General features: G+C 72.0%; 18 protein-coding genes and 1 pseudogene. 14 read left to right on the top strand and 5 right to left on the bottom strand.

Translation table 11 applies throughout. The features are described from left to right. The first annotated feature begins 57 nt into the window (after positions 1–57). From dprA to GCL84_RS05655, 3 genes are all read left to right on the top strand, one after another. Positions 58–1,194 carry a DNA-processing protein DprA gene (dprA, locus tag GCL84_RS05645; RefSeq protein ID WP_156754282.1) on the top strand — a complete coding sequence of 379 codons (1,137 nt, stop codon included), beginning with the start codon at positions 58–60 and terminating at the stop codon, positions 1,192–1,194. A gap of 89 nt (positions 1,195–1,283) precedes the next feature. Continuing rightward, on the top strand, positions 1,284–2,342 hold the full coding sequence (locus GCL84_RS05650; protein WP_156754283.1) for a tyrosine-type recombinase/integrase: 1,059 nt from the start codon (positions 1,284–1,286) through the stop codon (positions 2,340–2,342). Positions 2,343–2,400: 58 nt separating this feature from the next. Then, on the top strand, positions 2,401–3,243 hold the full coding sequence (locus GCL84_RS05655; protein WP_235926013.1) for a FliA/WhiG family RNA polymerase sigma factor: 843 nt from the start codon (positions 2,401–2,403) through the stop codon (positions 3,241–3,243). Between the two features lie 53 nt (positions 3,244–3,296). Here the strand turns inward: GCL84_RS05655 and GCL84_RS05660 are convergent. Next, positions 3,297–3,764 (bottom strand): annotated as a pseudogene (locus GCL84_RS05660) (peptidoglycan DD-metalloendopeptidase family protein); the annotation flags it as partial. Positions 3,765–4,115: 351 nt separating this feature from the next. Between GCL84_RS05660 and rpsB the strand changes: the two are divergent. The 5 genes from rpsB (at position 4,116) to GCL84_RS05685 (ending at position 8,238) form a co-directional block, all read left to right on the top strand. After that, the gene (gene rpsB, locus GCL84_RS05665) at positions 4,116–5,027 is read left to right on the top strand and encodes a 30S ribosomal protein S2 (RefSeq protein ID WP_156754285.1); all 912 of its coding nucleotides are present in this window, start codon (positions 4,116–4,118) and stop codon (positions 5,025–5,027) included. 82 nt (positions 5,028–5,109) lie between these two features. Beyond that, entirely contained in the window at positions 5,110–5,925 is an 816-nt protein-coding gene (tsf, locus tag GCL84_RS05670; RefSeq protein WP_156754286.1) for a translation elongation factor Ts, read from the top strand. Between the two features lie 81 nt (positions 5,926–6,006). Further along, a complete protein-coding gene (pyrH, locus tag GCL84_RS05675; protein WP_268891325.1) occupies positions 6,007–6,741 on the top strand; it encodes a UMP kinase in 735 nt (244 codons plus the stop codon). A 17-nt stretch (positions 6,742–6,758) separates the two neighbouring features. Next, positions 6,759–7,316 (top strand): ribosome recycling factor, encoded by a 558-nt coding sequence (frr, locus tag GCL84_RS05680; RefSeq protein ID WP_156754287.1) that lies wholly within the window; start codon positions 6,759–6,761, stop codon positions 7,314–7,316. Positions 7,317–7,341: 25 nt separating this feature from the next. After that, complete coding sequence (locus tag GCL84_RS05685) at positions 7,342–8,238, top strand: phosphatidate cytidylyltransferase (RefSeq protein WP_156754288.1); 897 nt, start codon at positions 7,342–7,344, stop codon at positions 8,236–8,238. Here the strand turns inward: GCL84_RS05685 and GCL84_RS05690 are convergent. Further along, positions 8,235–9,074, bottom strand: a complete 840-nt coding sequence (locus GCL84_RS05690) for a VOC family protein (protein ID WP_156754289.1) — start codon at positions 9,072–9,074, stop codon at positions 8,235–8,237. The genes GCL84_RS05685 and GCL84_RS05690 overlap by 4 nt on opposite strands. An 89-nt stretch (positions 9,075–9,163) precedes the next feature. Here GCL84_RS05690 and GCL84_RS05695 point away from each other — a divergent pair, with 89 nt between their 5' ends. Then, positions 9,164–9,901, top strand: a complete 738-nt coding sequence (locus GCL84_RS05695) for a class I SAM-dependent methyltransferase (RefSeq protein ID WP_156754290.1) — start codon at positions 9,164–9,166, stop codon at positions 9,899–9,901. Positions 9,902–9,944: 43 nt separating this feature from the next. Here GCL84_RS05695 and GCL84_RS05700 read toward each other — a convergent pair whose 3' ends face one another. After that, on the bottom strand, positions 9,945–10,637 hold the full coding sequence (locus GCL84_RS05700) for a PadR family transcriptional regulator (RefSeq protein WP_156754291.1): 693 nt from the start codon (positions 10,635–10,637) through the stop codon (positions 9,945–9,947). A 157-nt stretch (positions 10,638–10,794) separates the two neighbouring features. On the opposite strand from GCL84_RS05700, the gene GCL84_RS05705 reads away from it, so the two are divergent. Continuing rightward, positions 10,795–11,412: a hypothetical protein gene (locus GCL84_RS05705; RefSeq protein WP_156754292.1), complete on the top strand. Its 618-nt coding sequence runs from the start codon at positions 10,795–10,797 to the stop codon at positions 11,410–11,412. A gap of 35 nt (positions 11,413–11,447) precedes the next feature. Next, positions 11,448–12,551: a 23S rRNA (adenine(2503)-C(2))-methyltransferase RlmN gene (gene rlmN, locus GCL84_RS05710; RefSeq protein WP_156754293.1), complete on the top strand. Its 1,104-nt coding sequence runs from the start codon at positions 11,448–11,450 to the stop codon at positions 12,549–12,551. A gap of 58 nt (positions 12,552–12,609) precedes the next feature. Here rlmN and GCL84_RS05715 read toward each other — a convergent pair whose 3' ends face one another. Further along, positions 12,610–12,885 (bottom strand): DUF2631 domain-containing protein, encoded by a 276-nt coding sequence (locus tag GCL84_RS05715; RefSeq protein WP_156754294.1) that lies wholly within the window; start codon positions 12,883–12,885, stop codon positions 12,610–12,612. Positions 12,886–13,002: 117 nt separating this feature from the next. Then, entirely contained in the window at positions 13,003–13,275 is a 273-nt protein-coding gene (locus GCL84_RS05720; protein ID WP_156754295.1) for a GlsB/YeaQ/YmgE family stress response membrane protein, read from the bottom strand. A 198-nt stretch (positions 13,276–13,473) separates the two neighbouring features. Between GCL84_RS05720 and dxr the strand changes: the two genes are divergently transcribed. From dxr to ispG, 3 genes are all read left to right on the top strand, one after another. After that, complete coding sequence (dxr, locus tag GCL84_RS05725; RefSeq protein ID WP_407924369.1) at positions 13,474–14,682, top strand: 1-deoxy-D-xylulose-5-phosphate reductoisomerase; 1,209 nt, start codon at positions 13,474–13,476, stop codon at positions 14,680–14,682. A gap of 2 nt (positions 14,683–14,684) precedes the next feature. Beyond that, complete coding sequence (locus GCL84_RS05730) at positions 14,685–15,905, top strand: M50 family metallopeptidase (RefSeq protein WP_156754297.1); 1,221 nt, start codon at positions 14,685–14,687, stop codon at positions 15,903–15,905. 28 nt (positions 15,906–15,933) lie between these two features. Beyond that, the coding region (ispG, locus tag GCL84_RS05735) for a flavodoxin-dependent (E)-4-hydroxy-3-methylbut-2-enyl-diphosphate synthase (protein ID WP_235926015.1) at positions 15,934–17,038 on the top strand (1,105 nt) is incomplete at its 3' end.

Consider the following 17,038-nt stretch of genomic DNA (forward strand, 5'->3'; position numbering starts at 1 on the left):
GCCCGCTCCCACTCCCCGCCACGGTCCGCCGCCGCGGCGCCCACCCGGCGGTGCGCCGTGGATGAGGTCCGGTTGGCCCGCGCCTACCTCCTCCGCGTCGCGGAGCCGCCGGCCGGACCGGTCGGGGCGCTGGTCGACGTGCTCGGGCCGGAGGGCGCCGCGGCGGCGGTTCGCAAGGGCGAGGTTCCCAACGCCGTCCGGGACGTGACCGTCGCTCGGCGGGCGGTGGACAGGGCCGAGGCCGATCTCGCGGCGGCTGCGGCTGTCGGGGCTCGGCTCGTCGTCCCGGAGGACGACGAGTGGCCGGGGTGGCCGTTGCTGGCGCTCGGGAACGCGCTGGGGCGCGGGCACCGGTGGGCCGCGCCGCCGTTGGGGTTGTGGGTGCGGGGGCAGGTGCGGTTGGACGACGCGCTCCGGCGGGCTGTCGCGGTGGTGGGGGCGCGGTCGGCGACCTCGTACGGGGAGCACGTGGCGGGCGAGTTCGGGTACGGGCTGGCCGGGGCCGGGGTGACGGTGGTGTCCGGGGCGGCCTTCGGCATCGATGCGGCGGCGCACCGGGGGGCGCTGGCGGCGGCGGGGGTGACCATCGCGGTGTTGGCCTGCGGGATCGACCAGGCCTACCCGAGCGCCCACACCTCGCTGCTGCGCCGGATCGCCGAGACCGGGGCGGTCGTGAGCGAGTACCCGCCGGGCACGACGCCCGCCAAGCACCGCTTCCTCGTCCGCAACCGGCTGATCGCGGGGTTGGCCGCGGGCACGGTGGTGGTCGAGGCGGGGGTGCGCAGCGGGGCCCGCAACACCGCCTCCTCCACGACCACCCTGGGCAAGGCGCTCGCGGCGGTCCCCGGGCCGGTCACCTCGGCGATGTCCCACGGGTGCCACGAACTGGTGCGCGCTGGCGCGGCCGTGCTCACCACGACGGTCGCCGAGGTCCTCGAGGCGGTGGGGGAGATCGGGGACCTCGCGCCCAGGGCGGACTCGCCGTCGCGGCCGACCGATGTGCTCGGGGAGGCCGCGCTGCGGGTGCACGACGCGCTGCCGGTGCGGGGGTGGAGCACTCCGGCCGCGGTGGTCGCCGACTCCGGGGTGCCGCCGGAACGGGTGTTGGCGCTGCTCGCCGAGTTGGAGCTGCTCGGGTTCGCGAGGTCGGCCGACGACGGGTGGCGGCGGGCCGTGCCGGAAGGGGGTCGCTGACCGGGGCGCGGTGGGGGCGTGGCGCGCTTGACGCGGGTGTCCGGGTGTCCGAGCGTGGGGTCATGGGCAGAGCGCGGCGTCGGATGGGGATGGACCGGGTGCGGGACGCGCTGCCCGCGGCGGTGCGGGGGGTGGTCGCCGACTACGAGCGGCACCTGGGGTTGGAGCGCGACCTCTCGGCGCACACGGTGCGTGCTTACCTCGGTGACGTGGTGTCTTTGCTGGGCTTCACTCTCGGTGTACTTGAGACCGGAATTGAGGGATTCGCAGCCCGAACGGGTGAATTCTTGTCACCGGAGAACGAGGTTGAATCCGACAAAGCGGACATGTCTGAATCGTGCCAAGAAGATCATCCGACCCCCGCGGGCGGGTTGGCCGGGGTGGGGCTGGACATCGCCGCGTTGCGCGGGTGGCTCGCCGCGCAGGTGGCGGCCGGGGCCGGGCGGACGACCGTGGCGCGGCGGGCGGCGGCGGCGCGGACGTTCACCGCGTGGGCGCACCGGCGGGGGTTGCTCGACGTCGATCCGGGGGTCCGGCTGGCCGCGCCGAAGCGGCACCGGACGCTGCCCTCGGTGCTGCGGCAGGACCAGGCGGGCGAGCTGATGACGGCGTCGGCGGCGGGTGCCCGGGAACTTGATCCGGTAGCGCTGCGTGACCACGCCATTGTGGAACTGCTGTACGCGACGGGGGTGCGGGTGTCAGAGCTCTGCGGGCTGGACGTGGACGACGTCGACCTCGGCGACCGGTTGGCGCGGGTGTTGGGCAAGGGCGGCAAGGAGCGCGTGGTGCCCTTCGGGGCGCCCGCGGTCGACGCGCTCGAGCGCTGGCTGCGCCAGGGGCGTCCGTCCCTGGCGCGGGATCGCTCGGGTTCGGCACTGTGGCTCGGGGCGCGCGGCGACCGGCTCCAACCGACCTCCGTGCGGCGGGTCGTCCGCCTCGCCGTGGCCGCCGTCGGGGGTGCGCCGGACCTCGGGCCGCACGGTCTTCGTCACTCTGCGGCTACACATTTGCTCGAAGGGGGTGCGGACCTTCGAAGCGTCCAGGAGCTACTTGGTCACGCTACGCTCGCGACGACGCAGCTCTACACCCACGTGACCGTCGAACGGCTGAAGGCGATCCATGACCGAACCCACCCGCGCTCCCGGTGAGACCGGGAACGGATCTGGGCCGCCGGGGGCGCACGCGCCCGCCGGTCAGCAGAACAAGGTGAACGGCCATGCCCCCTTCGGGGCGGGCATCTCCTCGGGTGTGCTGCCGGGGGACAACCGCACGGCCGACGACGTCGAGGCGGGCATCGTGGCCCTCTGGCGGGCGTACGGCCGCGGCGGCGACCAGGCGCTGCGCGACCGGCTGGTGCTGCACTACGCCCCGCTCGTCAAGTACGTCGCCGGACGGGTCGGCACCGGCCTGCCCGCGCACGTCGACGTGTCAGACCTGACCCAGTCCGGCATCTTCGGCCTGGTCGACGCCATCGAGAAGTTCGAGCCGGAGCGCGGCTTGAAGTTCGAGACCTACGCGATGCAGCGCATCCGCGGCGCCATCCTCGACGACCTGCGCGCCCAGGACTGGGTGCCGCGCACGGTGCGCGGCCGGGTCCGCGAGGTCGAGCGCGGCATCGAGCGCCTCGGCGCCAAGCTGCAGCGCACCCCCAACGACCACGAGCTCGCCGACGAGCTGGGCCTGACGGTCGACGAGCTGCACGACGTCTACGCCCAGCACCAGCTCACCAGCGTCGTCGCCCTCGACGAGCTGGCCACCGCGGGCCGCGGCGGCGGCGGGGCCGCCTCGCTGGCCGACATCCTCGAGGACGAGACCGCGGAGGACCCGGTCGCGCTCCTGGTCGACCAGGACAACCGCCGCGCCCTCGCCGGGGCGATCGGCCTGCTCGCCGAGCGCGACCGCGTCGTGGTCACCCTCTACTACTTCGAGAACCTCACCCTCGCCGAGATCGGCCGGGTCCTCGGGGTCACCGAGTCCCGGGTCTGCCAACTGCACACCCGCGCCGTCCTGCGCCTGCGCGCCAAGCTCCTCGAGACCGCCGACGTCTGAGCGGGCAGCAGCCGCACGCGCGGCGCCCGCACCAGCAGCACCGGGTCGAGGTACTCCGCGCCCCGGCGCAGACCCCAGTGCAGGCACGCGCCACCGCACCCGGCGTGCCCGCCCGCCAGCGCGCCGATCGGATCGCCCCTGGCCACCCGCGCGCCCAGGACGACCGACGGGGTCACGGGCTCGTAGGTCGTGCGCAGCGCCCCGTGGTCCACCGACACCACCGCCCGGCCGGCGACCACCCCGGCGAACGCGACGACCCCGGCCCCGGCCGCGCGCACCGGTTCCCCCACCACCCCGCGCAGGTCGACGCCGCGGTGGCCGGGTCCGTACGGGGAGGACGGGGGTTCGAAAGGGCGAGCGATGGTCCGCGGTGGGGGGAGGGGCCAGGCGAAGCGGGGCGCGGGCTCCCGGGCGGCAGGCGGGGCGGCGTGCGTGGGCGGCGGCGGGGGAGTGGGCGTTCGAGCTGGTGAGAAGGAGATGAGAGTGACGAGGAAGGCGAGTGGGAGGTGGTGGAGGGGCATGGGTCCAGGGTGGCGGCCGGGGTGGGGGCGGCCAAGGGCCTGCGCCGGTCTGTGGACGGATTGGCGGCTTGGGGACAACCGAGGCTCCGATGCCGGGTCCTGCGGCAGGACGGCGTACACTTCTGCCCGCGTCCGGTGGGCACACCGGGCGACTTCGCGTGCCAGTGCGCACGCGGCCTCCCCGGCCGCGAACACGGGTGCCCGGCGGTCCCTCCTGAGCACGTCTCCGGTGGGTCCGGGCGTCCGCACGGCACCAGGGCGGTGGGCCACCTGGCCCACGGCGACAACCGAGCACGCGCGCCAGGCCAGCACGGTCCCGGCGCGCCCGAACGAAGAGGTGCGAACCCGGCTATGGCCGTCGTCACCATGAAGCAGCTGCTGGACTCCGGTGTGCACTTCGGGCACCAGACCCGCCGCTGGAACCCGAAGATGAAGCGGTACATCCTCACTGACCGCAACGGCATCTACATCATCGACCTGCGGCAGACCCTCACCTACATCGACCGCGCGTTCGAGTTCGTGAAGGAGACGGTCGCCCACGGCGGCCACATCCTGTTCGTCGGCACGAAGAAGCAGGCGCAGGAGGCGATCGCCGGTGAGGCGACCCGCGTCGGCATGCCGTACGTGAACCAGCGCTGGCTGGGCGGCATGCTCACCAACTTCACCACCGTGCACAAGCGCCTCCAGCGCCTCAAGGAGCTGGAGTCGATGGAGCAGACGGGTGGCTTCCAGGGTCTCACCAAGAAGGAGATCCTGATGCTGACCCGTGAGAAGGACAAGCTCGCGCGCACCCTGGGCGGCATCCGCGACATGGCGAAGGTCCCCTCCGCCATCTGGATCGTGGACACCAAGAAGGAGCACATCGCCGTCGGCGAGGCGCGCAAGCTCAACATCCCGATCGTGGCGATCCTCGACACGAACTGCGACCCGGACGAGGTCGACTACCCGATCCCGGGCAACGACGACGCGATCCGCTCCGCGGCGCTGCTGACCAAGGTCGTGGCCGAGGCCGCCGCCGCCGGTCTGATGGCCCGCTCCGGCGCGCGCGGCGGCAACGCCGACAAGCCCGAGGTCGGCGCCGCGCAGGAGCCGCTGGCCGAGTGGGAGAAGGAGCTGCTCGTCGGCGCCGACACCGCGGCCGCTGACGGCCAGCAGGCCGCCGCGGCGGTCGAGGCGGCCACCGAGGCCCCCGCGGCCACCGAGGCCCCCGCCGCCGAGGCCGCCCCCGCGGCCGAGGCCGAGGCCCCGAAGACCGAGTCCTGATCCACCGGGTCCGGCCGGGGGCGACCCCGGCCGGACCCGACCTGCGCGCACAGCAGAAGACCCGAAGAACGGAAAAGACGCGATGTCGAACTTCACCGCGGCCGACGTCAAGCGGCTCCGGGACCTGACCGGCGCGGGCATGATGGACTGCAAGAAGGCGCTGACCGAGACGGACGGCGACTTCGACAAGGCCATCGAGATCCTGCGCATCAAGGGCGCCAAGGACGTGGGCAAGCGCGCCGAGCGCGCCACCGCCCAGGGCCTGGTGGCCGCGGCGGACGGCGTGCTGGTCGAGCTGAACTGCGAGACCGACTTCGTCGCCAAGAACGACGAGTTCATCCAGCTCGCCGACAAGATCGTCGCCGCCGCCAAGGCCGCGGGCGCCACCGACCTGGACTCGGTCAAGGCCGCCCAGGTCGACGGCAAGTCCGCCGAGGACGCGGTGCAGGCCCTCTCGGCCAAGATCGGCGAGAAGCTGGAGCTGCGCCGCGCGATCGCCTTCACCGGCACCGTCAGCACCTACCTGCACCGCCGCTCCTCCGACCTGCCCCCCGCCGTGGGCGTGCTGGTCGAGTACACCGGCGACAGCGAGGAGGCGGCCCGCGCGGCCGCCATGCAGATCGCGGCGATGAAGCCCCGCTACGTCACCCGCGACGAGGTGCCCGAGGACGTTGTGGCCGCTGAGCGCCGCATCGCCGAGGAGACCGCGCGCGAGGAGGGCAAGCCGGAGGCCGCCCTGCCGAAGATCACCGAGGGCCGGGTCAACGGCTTCTACAAGGACGTCGTCCTGCTGGAGCAGTCCTCGGTGCTCGACTCGAAGAAGACCGTCAAGGCCGTCCTCGACGAGGCGGGCGTGACCGTGACCGGCTTCGCCCGGTTCGAGGTCGGCCAGTCCTGACCGAGGGCCATGACGTGACCGCCTCTGCCCCGCTCTCGGAAGTCCTCCGGGGGCGGGGCAGAGTCACGAGGAGGGTGTGAGGTGACTGCTTCGATCCGCGAGGGCGGTTTCAAGCGGGTGCTGCTCAAGCTCGGCGGCGAGATGTTCGGCGGCGGCGGCATCGGCGTCGACCCCGACGTGGTGCTGACCGTGGCCCGGCAGATCGCCGACGTGGTGCGCGGCGGGGTGGAGTGCTCCATCGTCATCGGCGGTGGCAACTTCTTCCGCGGCGCCGAGCTGAGCCAGCGCGGCATGGACCGCGACCGCGCCGACTACATGGCGATGCTCGGCACCGTGATGAACTGCCTGGCGCTGCAGGACTTCCTGGAGAAGGAGGGCATCGACACCAGGGTCCAGACCGCGATCACCATGGGCCAGGTCGCCGAGCCCTACATCCCGCGCCGGGCCGAGCGGCACCTGGAGAAGGGCCGCGTGGTCATCTTCGGCTGCGGGGTGGGCATGCCCTACTTCTCCACCGACACCGCCGCCGCCCAGCGCGCGCTCGAGATCGGCTGCGAGGCCGTGCTGATGGCCAAGGCCGTCGACGGGGTGTTCGACTCCGACCCGCGCACCAACCCCGGCGCGACGATGTTCACCGAGATCTCCCACCGCGAGGTGCTCGAACGCGACCTCAAGGTCGCCGACGCCACCGCGTTCAGCCTGTGCATGGACAACAACATGCCGATCATCGTGTTCAACCTCCTGACGGAGGGGAACATCGCCCGCGCGGTGCGTGGTGAGAGGATCGGCACGCTGGTCAGTACGCCCACCGCGTGAACACCTAGGAGCTTGCCTTGATCGACGACACACTCCTCGAGGCCGAGGAGAAGATGGAGAGCACGGTCTCCGTGGCCAAGGAGCAGCTCTCCTCCATCCGCACCGGCCGGGCGAACCCCAACATGTTCTCCCGCATCACCGTCGAGTACTACGGCTCGCCGACCCCGCTCAACCAGTTGGCCAGCATCAACATCCCCGAGGCCCGCCTCGCGGTGGTCAAGCCGTTCGACGCCACGCAGCTCAACGCCATCGAGAAGGCGATCCGCGAGTCCGACATGGGCGTCAACCCGACCAACGACGGCACGATCATCCGCGTCGGCATCCCGCAGCTCACCGAGGAGCGCCGCAAGGAGTTCGCCAAGCTGGCCAGGGGCAAGGGCGAGGACGCCAAGGTGTCCATCCGCGGCGTGCGGCGCAAGGCCAAGGAGGAGCTCGACCGCCTGGTCAAGGACGGCGAGTCCGGCGAGGACGAGGTCACGCGCGCGGAGAAGGAACTGCAGAACCTGACCGACAAGTACGTCGCGCAGGTCGACCAGTTGGTCAAGTCCAAGGAGACCGAGCTGCTCGAGGTGTGAGCCTCGGCGCGGTGTGGGGAACGTGATGGCCGGACCGGTGGGAGAGCTGGAGCATGGATCGCTGGAGGAGGGACCGGTGACCTCGGCGCGGGCCGGGGAGCCGGCCAAGACCTCGCGGGCGGGGCGCAACCTGCCCGCCGCGATCGGGGTCGGGCTGTTCCTCGGGGCGGCGGTCCTGCTCTCGCTGCTGCTGGTTCGGCAGGCGTTCATCGGTGTCGTCGCGATCGCCGTCGCGGTGTCGACCTGGGAGCTGATCGACGCGCTCAAGCGCGGGGCGGGCATCCAGGTCGCCCGCTGGCCGGTGCTGCTCGGCGGCCAGGCCATCGTGTGGCTGTCCTGGCCGTTCGGCCGGGCCGGGGTGCTGACCGCCTTCGCGGTGACCGTGCTGGTCTGCCTGCTGGCGCGGTTGCGCGGTGGCGTTGACGGGTACCTGCGCGACACCAGCGCCTCGGTGCTCGCGCTGGCCTACGTGCCGCTGTTCGCCTCCTTCGCGGCGATGCTGGTGCTGCCCGACGACGGCGTCCAGCGGGTGGTGGCCTTCCTGGTCCTGGTGATCAGCTCGGATACCGGCGGGTACATCGCGGGCGTGCTGTTCGGCAAGCACCCGATGGCACCGGTGATCAGCCCGAAGAAGTCCTGGGAGGGCTTCGCCGGGTCGATGGCCGCCGGGATCGCGGCCGGTGTGCTGTGCCTGACGCTGCTGCTCGACGGGCAGTGGTGGCACGGCGCCCTCTTCGGCGGCGCCCTCGTCGCCACCGCCACGCTGGGCGACTTGCTCGAATCGGTGATGAAGCGCGACCTCGGGGTCAAGGACATGGGCACGCTGCTGCCCGGCCACGGCGGGCTGATGGACCGCATGGACTCGCTGCTGCCCTCGGCCGTCGTGTCCTGGCTGCTGCTGAGCCTGTTCCTCCCCGTCTAGTCGTCGTACGGGTCGTCGTTGGCCGAGCCGACCTCCTCCTCGACGACCACCGGCAGCACGTCGGAGCGGTCGAGCACGGTGAACTCGGCCCCGGCCGGGTCGGCGAGCACCGCGGCCCGGCCGAACGGCGAGTCGAACGGCGCCACCACGACCCGGCCGCCCAGGCGCTCGGCCCGGTTGGCGATCCGGTCGGTGCCGGTCTCCGGGTGCGCCTCGAAGAACACCATCCAGTGCGGGAGCTGGCCCGGCGGGAACTCCGACCCCATCCGCAGCCTGCCCAGCACCTCCTCGCCGTTGACGGTCCAGCTCGTGTAGTCGAAGGCCTCGCCGTCGCCCATCTGCACGACCTCGAAGTCGAACAGCGAGCCGTAGAAGGCGTCGGCCCCCGCCCCGTCCCAGGTGTTGAGCTCGGCCCAGGTGAACGCGCCGGGGAACCCGGTGCCCAGCCGCCAGTCCCGGTCCTGGCGCCAGAACCCGACGGCCGCGCCGCTGGGGTCGCCTGCCACGAGCATCCCGCCCTGCCCCGGGACCTCGTGCGGCTCGGTGAGCACCTGCCCGCCGAGGTCCAGCACCCGCTCGGCGGTGTTGTCCGTGTCGCCCACGGTCAGGTAGAGGGTCCAGGTCGCGGGCTGGTCGCCCTGTGGGATGTGCATGCCCGCGACGGGCACGTCGTCGACGTAGCAGACCACGTAGCCGTCGTCGCCGACCTTGAACGACCAGCCGAGCAGCCCCGCGTAGAACTCGGATGCCGATCTGGGGTCCGCGGTGGCCAGCTCCACCCAGCACGGCTTGCCGGGAACCCCGTCGGGCATCTCATCGATCGCGCTGATGGTCATGGTCAGGAATACCTCCCTGACGACCGAAGATAACCCGATCGAGTGGTTACGTCAGCCGCCGAACGCACTCCGTGTGCTTTCCTGATGCCATGGGGTTGATCTCGCGGATCGTCACGTCACTGCGTGCCGGGTCTGTGGTGCCCAGCCCCAACATCTGGCAGTGGCCGGAGGTCTACGAGGCGGAGAACCGGGCCCAGGACGCCGACGGCGCGATCTGGGCGGCGCTCGACGAGATCTGCGACTGGACCGGCGACGTGCTCGACGTGGGCTGCGGCGACGGCTTCCACCTGCCCCGGTTCGCCGCGCGGGCCCGGTCGGTGCTCGGCGTCGAGCCGCACCCGCCGCTGGTCGACCGGGCCGTGGCCCGGGTGGCGGGCACCCCGGCCGTGGCCGCCCTGCTCGGGTCGGCCCAGGACCTGCCGGTCGCCGATGGGACCTTCGACGTGGTGCACGCGCGCACGGCGTACTTCTTCGGCCCCGGCTGCGAGGCGGGGCTGCGGGAGGCGGACCGGGCGCTGCGACCGGGTGGGGTGCTGGTGGTCGTCGACCTCGACGGGCGGCACGCGCCGTACGGGCGGTGGATGCGGGCGGACATGCCGCGCTACGACCCGGCCGAGGTGGACCGGTTCTTCCAGATCGAGGGCTTCGCCCTGCGGCGGGTCGTCTCGACGTGGCGGTTCCCGGACCGCGAGACGCTCGAGGCGGTGCTGCGCATCGAGTTCTCCGCGCAGGTCGCCGAACGGGCGATCGCGGAGGTGCCCGGGCTGGAGATCCCGGTCGGCTACCGGGTGCTGTGGCGGCGCAAGCCGCGTGGCCTGATCGTGTGAACATCCCCGGCCCGGTGGGCAGCCGGGCCGGGGAACTGGTGGCTCACCGCTCGTCGTCGTGGTCCGGGGCGGCGGTCTCCGCCTCGCCGAGCAGGGCGTAGAGCTCGCGGCGGGCGTTGTCGAGGATCTCGACCGCGCGCGCCTTCTGGTTCGCCGTGCCCGCCTGGCCGACGGTGTGCACCGCGCCCATGACCAGGCCGATCGAGCCGCGCAGGGCGTGCTCGACCGGGTCGACGCCCTGGGTGACCTGCTCCCACGGCGGGGTGTCGCCGAGCTTGGCCGCGGCGGCGGAGCCGCCCTCGGTCAGCTCGAACAGCTTCTTGCCGCCCTCGCCGTCCACCGAGCGGACCAGGTCCTCGTCGGCGAGGAGCTGCAAGGTCGGGTAGACCGAGCCGGGGCTGGGCTTCCACAAGCCGCCGGTGCGCTCGGCGATCTCCCGGATCATCTCGTAGCCGTGCATCGGCCGCTCCGTCAGCAGCGTGAGCAGGGCGGCGCGCACGTCGCCGCGCCCGCGCCGGTGCCCGCCCCGCCCGCCGAAAGGCCCGCCCCGGCCGCCGAAGGGGCCGCCGCGCCCGAACGGGCCGGGCCCGCCGAACGGGGGGATCTGCGGCATCGGGGGGAAGGGCGGGGTCATGTCGTGCTCCTCGGGGTCGAAGTCGGGGGCGCCGAACCGGCGGGCGAACGGGTGGTCGTGGTCGTGGCGGCGGCGGAAGTGCCGCGGGTCGGTGGTGCGCATTGTTCTCTCCAGGGGCTCGCTGGGTTCTTCGGTCTCACGAACGGTCGCTCGCGATAGCTCAACGATATATCGGAAACTGTCGCGATGCAACGACGAAGGTCGGACACGGGTCGGCATACTGGGGAACGGGGACACGGGCTGGCGCATCGGAGGGGGCATGAGGAACGGGATCGCGCTGGTCGCGGCTGGGTTGGCGCTGACGGGCGGCGTGCTGGCGGGGTGCGCCGTCCCCACGCGCGGCACCCCGGTGGCCATCGAGCCGTTGACGACCAGGACCACCTCCGCCCCGCCGGAGGCCGACCCGGACGACGTGCGCTGGATGGAGCGCTTCTGCGGGTCGGGGCGGCTGCTGATCACCGCGGCCGAGACGACCCAGCAGCCGACGACCTCCGACGACCCGGCCGTGCTCAGGAAGCAGTTCCTCGACGTCACCGACCGGTTCGTCGGCGTGCTCGACGCCGCCCTGTCCGACCTCAACGCGCTGGTCCCGTCCCCGGCCCCGGAGATCGACCCCAACCTGCGCAAGCTGGTCGACGGGATGACCGAGGCGCGCACCTCGATGGCCACCGCCCGCGACACCGTGCGCGCCGCCGACCCGCTGACCGCCGAGGCCTACCGCGGCGCCATCGACGAGTTCGGCGCGGGCATGCGCGGGTTCGAGACCGCCGTCTCCGCGGTCAACAACATCGATCTGCCCGAACGCCTCGTCGACGCCGCCGGGCAGACCCGCAGTTGCACGACCGACGGCAAGCCCGCGCCGCCAACCACCCGGTAGGAGCACCCCTGCGGGCGTGGGAGAATGGACGGGCTATGACCTCACTCCCGCTCGTCTTCGACGCCCCCAAGCGCGGCCTGCCGCCGCGCCACCTCGCCGACCTGTCCACCGACGAGCGCAAGGTGGCGGTCACCGAACTGGGGGAGAAGCCGTTCCGGGCCAACCAGCTCTCCACCCACTACTTCAGCAGGCTCACCGCCGACCGCGCGGCCATGACCGACATCCCGGCCGCCGCCCGCGACCGCCTCGCCGACGAGCTGCTGCCGCCGCTGCTCACCCCGGTCCGCCACGTGACCTGCGACGACGGCGACACCCGCAAGACGCTGTGGAAGGCCCACGACGGCACGCTGCTCGAGAGCGTCCTCATGCGCTACCGCGACCGCACGACCCTGTGCGTGTCCAGCCAGGCCGGGTGCGGCATGGCCTGCCCGTTCTGCGCCACCGGCCAGGGCGGCCTGGACCGCAACCTGTCCACGGCCGAGATCGTCGACCAGGTCCGCGCCGCCGCCGCGGCCATGCGCGACGGCGAGGTGGGCGCCCCCGGCAGGCTGTCCAACATCGTCTTCATGGGCATGGGCGAACCCCTGGCCAACTACAAGCGCGTCATCGCCGCCGTGCACCGCATCTGCGACCCGGCCCCCGACGGCCTGGGCATCTCGCAGCGCTCGGTCACCGTGTCGACGGTCGGCCTGGTCCCCGCCATCCGCAAACTGGCGGAGGAGAACCTGTCCGTCCGCCTCGCCGTCTCCCTGCACACCCCCGACGACGAGCTGCGCGACACCCTCGTCCCGGTCAACACCCGCTGGAAGGTCGCGGAGGTCCTCGACGCCGCCCGCCTCTACGCCGACCGCACCGGCCGCCGCGTGTCGATCGAGTACGCCCTCATCCGCGACATCAACGACCACCCGTGGCGCGCGGACCTGCTGGGCAAGCTGCTGCGCAAGCACCTGGGCCCCCTGGCCCACGTCAACGTCATCCCGCTCAACCCGACGCCGGGCTCGAAGTGGGACGCCAGCCCCAAGCCGGTGGAGCGGGAGTTCGTCCGGCGGGTGAACGCGCAGGGCGTGTCCTGCACCGTCCGCGACACGCGGGGCCAGGAGATCGCCGCGGCCTGCGGTCAACTCGCCGCCGAGGGCTAAGTGAGATGCCGCCGACCGGGGGTCCGGACGACGGCATCGCGTTGTTGCGGCTTGGTGCTCAGCGGCGCCAGGACGTGCGGTCCCGGTTCACCTTCCACAGCAGCCCGACCAGGATGACGACGCCGGTGCCGATCAGCCACCAGTGCTCGGTGCTGCTGACGGTGTTGCTGGTCAGCATGATGAACATGGACAGCGCGGTGAACACGCCCGCGATGGCGGTGCCCTTGGGGAAGGTGCCGTGCCAGCCCCACTCGGCCGACGGCTCGTCGGCGGGGCTCACCACGTGCGGGCTCGCCTTGGTCGGCTTGCGCTTCTCCAGCTCCGTGCCAGCCACGTCGTCCTCCCTGAGCGTCCGTCCAGCGGCCACATCGTCCCACACCGGAACACACCGAGGGCGCCGCGGTGGTCCGCGGCGCCCTCGGTGTGACCGTTCTCCCAAGCTCAGGCTTGGTTAGCGGTGTGCGCGCGACTTGTTGCCCATGACCACGCGGTAGATGGCGAGCAGGATCACCGAGCCGAGAATGGCCAGCAGCCAGGTCTGGATGGAGAAGAAGTCCTCCAGCGGGGTGCCGAAGATGGCCTTTCCGACAAAGCCACCGATGAAGGCTCCGACGATGCCGATGACGGCCGTGATGATCAGGCCGCCCGGGTCCTTACCAGGCATGATGGCCTTGGCGATGAGACCGGCGACCAGGCCGAGGACGATCCAGGCAATGATGCCCATGAGAGCTCCTTCCTCATGACCTCGGGCATTTCACCGAAGTCTTTCCGTTCTGCAAGTGGGATTCCCCCGTCTGGTTCGGTCCAAGCGTCTTCGGCGGAACTTTTTTCGGATTGCGCCGAACGGTCCACACGGCACGGCTCCACGTGCTGGCCCTCGCCCCGGACCGTGCGTGCGGTGACAGCGCCCGCGTCAGGAACAATGGCCGGGATGACACTCCTGCCCCAGCCGACCGCCGACGGGCCCCGCTCCGTCCTGCTCCTCGGCTCCACCGGCTCCATCGGCACCCAGGCGCTCGACGTGATCGCGGCCAACCCCGACCGGTTCACCGTCGCGGGCCTGGCCGCGGGCGGCTCCGACCCGGCGCTGCTGGCCCAGCAGGCCATCGCGCACCGGGCCCCGGTCGTCGCGGTCACCGACCCGGCGGCGGCCGAGCCGCTGCGCACCGCCCTGGCCGGGCACGCCACCCGCGTGCTCACGGGCCCGGACGCGGTCCTCGAGCTGATCGACGCCCAGCGCGCCGACACCGTGCTCAACGGCATCACCGGCTCCCGGGGCCTGCCGCCCACGCTGGCCGCGCTGGCCACCGGGGCCCGGCTGGCGCTGGCGAACAAGGAGTCGCTGATCGCGGGCGGCCCCCTGGTGCTGGCCGCCGCCGCCCCCGGGCAGCTCATCCCGGTCGACTCCGAGCACTCCGCGATGGCCCAGGCGCTGCGCGGCGGGCGCGCCGAGGAGGTCGACCGGCTGGTGCTCACCGCCTCCGGGGGGCCCTTCCGCGGCCGCAAGCGCGCCGAGTTGTCCCAGGTCACCGCCGCTGAGGCGCTGGCGCACCCGACCTGGGCGATGGGCCCGGTCATCACCGTCAACTCCGCCACCCTGGTGAACAAGGCGCTGGAGCTGATCGAGGCGCGGCTGCTGTTCGACGTGCCCTACGACCGCATCGACGTCGTGGTGCACCCGCAGTCGATCGTGCACTCGATGGTGACCTTCACCGACGGCTCCACCCTGGCCCAGGCCAGCCCGCCGGACATGCGGCTGCCGATCGCGCTCGCCCTGGACTGGCCGCACCGGGTGCCCGGCGCGGCCAGGGCCTGCGACTGGTCGACCGCCAGCCAGTGGACCTTCGAGCCGCTCGACGACGAGACCTTCCCCGCCGTGCGCCTCGCCCGCGAGATCGGCGCGGTGGGCGGCTGCCTGCCCGCGGTGTTCAACGCCGCGAACGAGGAGGCGGTGGCCGCCTTCCTGCGAGGCGACACCACCTTCACAGTAATTGTGGACACTGTCTCCCGGGTGCTCGACGACGCCTCCTCCTTCAGCGGCGAACCGCGCGACGTCGAGGAGGTGCTCGCGGCCGAGCACTGGGCCCGCGCCCGAGCGCGCGAACTCCTCGCAGGCACTGGAAGGGATTGACCGTGGTCGTTTGGCTGCTGGGGCTCGTGCTGTTCGCCCTGTGCATCGGCCTCTCGGTGGCGTTGCACGAGGCGGGGCACATGTTCACCGCCAAGTGGTTCGGCATGAAGGTCCGGCGCTACTTCATCGGCTTCGGGCCGACGCTCTTCTCCTTCCGCCGCGGCGAGACGGAGTACGGGTTCAAGGCCATCCCCGGCGGCGGGTTCTGCGACATCGCGGGCATGACCGCGCTGGACCCGGTGACGCCGGACGAGGCGCCCAAGGCCATGTGGCGGTTCGCCACCTGGAAGCGCGTGGTCGTGATGTCCGCCGGGTCCATCACCCACTTCATCCTCGGCTTCGTCATCCTCTACCTGATGGCCGTGTCGATGGGCCTGCCGAACGAGGACCTGCGCCCGATCGTCGGCGAGACCTCCTGCGCGGCGCCCACCCAGGACCGGGTGACGCTCAAGCTGCCCGACTGCGGACCGGGCGACCCCTCGCCCGCCGTCGCGGCGGGTATCCAGGAGGGCGACGAGGTCGTCGCGGTGGCGGGCGAGCCGGTCAACGAGTGGCGGCAGATGGTCGCCAAGGTGCGCGACCTGCGCGGCCCGACCGAGTTCGAGGTCCTGCGCGACGGCGAGCGGCGTACCGTGACAGTGGACGTGGCCACCGTGCAGCGGACGGTTGTCGGGTCCGTGCCGAACGACGAGAACAACAGGGTGGAGAACGCGGGCGCGATCGGCATCGCGCTGAGCGACAGCGTGCACTACGGCGGGCTGTCGGCGGTCGGGGCGACCTTCTCCTTCACCGGGACGATGTTCGCCAGGACCTGGGAAGGTCTGATGCGGTTCCCGGAGAAGATCCCCGCGGTCATCCGCGCCATCGGCGGCGAGGACGACCCGGAGCGGCCGGTCAGCGTGGTCGGCGCCAGCGTCATCGGCGCCGACGCCGCCGAGCGCGGCATCTGGTCCATCTTCATCCTCATGCTCGCGGCGCTGAACTTCTTCGTCGGGGTGTTCAACCTGCTCCCGCTGCTCCCGCTCGACGGCGGGCACATCGCCGTCGTGCTGTACGAACGTGTCCGCGATTTCATCCGAAAGATGCGCGGCAAGGCCCCCGCGGGCCCGGTCGACTACAACAAACTGGCGGGGATCACGATGGTCTTCGTGGTGCTCGGCGGCGCGATCGTGCTGCTGACCGTCACCGCCGACGTGATCAACCCCATCCGACTACCCCAGTAGCCCGTTCGAGAGAGTCCCGGAGAACACGATGTCCGACGTGATGCTCGGCATGCCGTCGCTGCCGCCCCAGGTGCTCGGCGAGCGCCGCAAGACCCGGCAGTTGCAGGTCGGGACGGTGGGTGTCGGTTCGGACCACCCGATCTCGGTGCAGTCGATGACGACGACCTTGACCTCGGATGTCAACGCCACGTTGCAGCAGATCGCGGAGTTGACCGCGGCGGGCTGCGACATCGTCCGGGTGGCCTGCCCGTCCGCCGACGACGCCGAGGCGCTGCCCGCGATCGCGGCCAAGTCGCAGATCCCGGTGATCGCCGACATCCACTTCCAGCCCAAGTACGTCTTCGCCGCGATCGAGGCCGGGTGCGCGGCGGTGCGGGTGAACCCGGGCAACATCCGCAAGTTCGACGACCAGGTCAAACAGATCGCCCACGCGGCCCGCGACCACCGCACCCCCATCCGGATCGGGGTCAACGCCGGGTCGCTGGACCCCCGCCTGCTGGCCAAGCACGGCAAGGCCACCCCGGAAGCGTTGGCCGAGTCGGCACTGTGGGAGGCGTCGCTGTTCGCCGAGCACGACTTCCACGACATCAAGATCTCGGTCAAGCACAACGACCCCGTGGTCATGGTCCGGGCGTATGAGATCCTCGCCGAGCAGTGCGACTACCCGCTGCACCTGGGCGTCACCGAGGCCGGACCCGCCTTCCAGGGCACCATCAAGTCCGCGGTCGCCTTCGGCGCGCTGCTGCGCCAGGGCATCGGCGACACCATCCGGGTGTCGCTGTCGGCCCCACCGGTCGAGGAGATCAAGGTCGGCACGCAGATCCTGCAATCGCTGAACCTGCGCCCACGCAAGCTCGAGATCGTCTCCTGCCCGTCCTGCGGCCGCGCCCAGGTCGACGTCTACACCCTCGCCGAGCAGGTCACCGCAGGCCTGGAGGGCATGGAGGTCCCACTGCGCGTCGCGGTCATGGGCTGCGTCGTCAACGGCCCCGGCGAGGCCCGCGAAGCCGACCTCGGCGTCGCCTCCGGCAACGGCAAAGGCCAGATCTTCGTCAAGGGCGAGGTCATCAAGACCGTCCCCGAACACCAGATCGTCGAGACCCTCATCGAAGAGGCCATGCGCATCGCCGAGG

Source organism: Actinokineospora pegani (assembly GCF_009745975.1).
Taxonomy (GTDB): Bacteria; Actinomycetota; Actinomycetes; order Mycobacteriales; family Pseudonocardiaceae; genus Actinokineospora; species Actinokineospora pegani.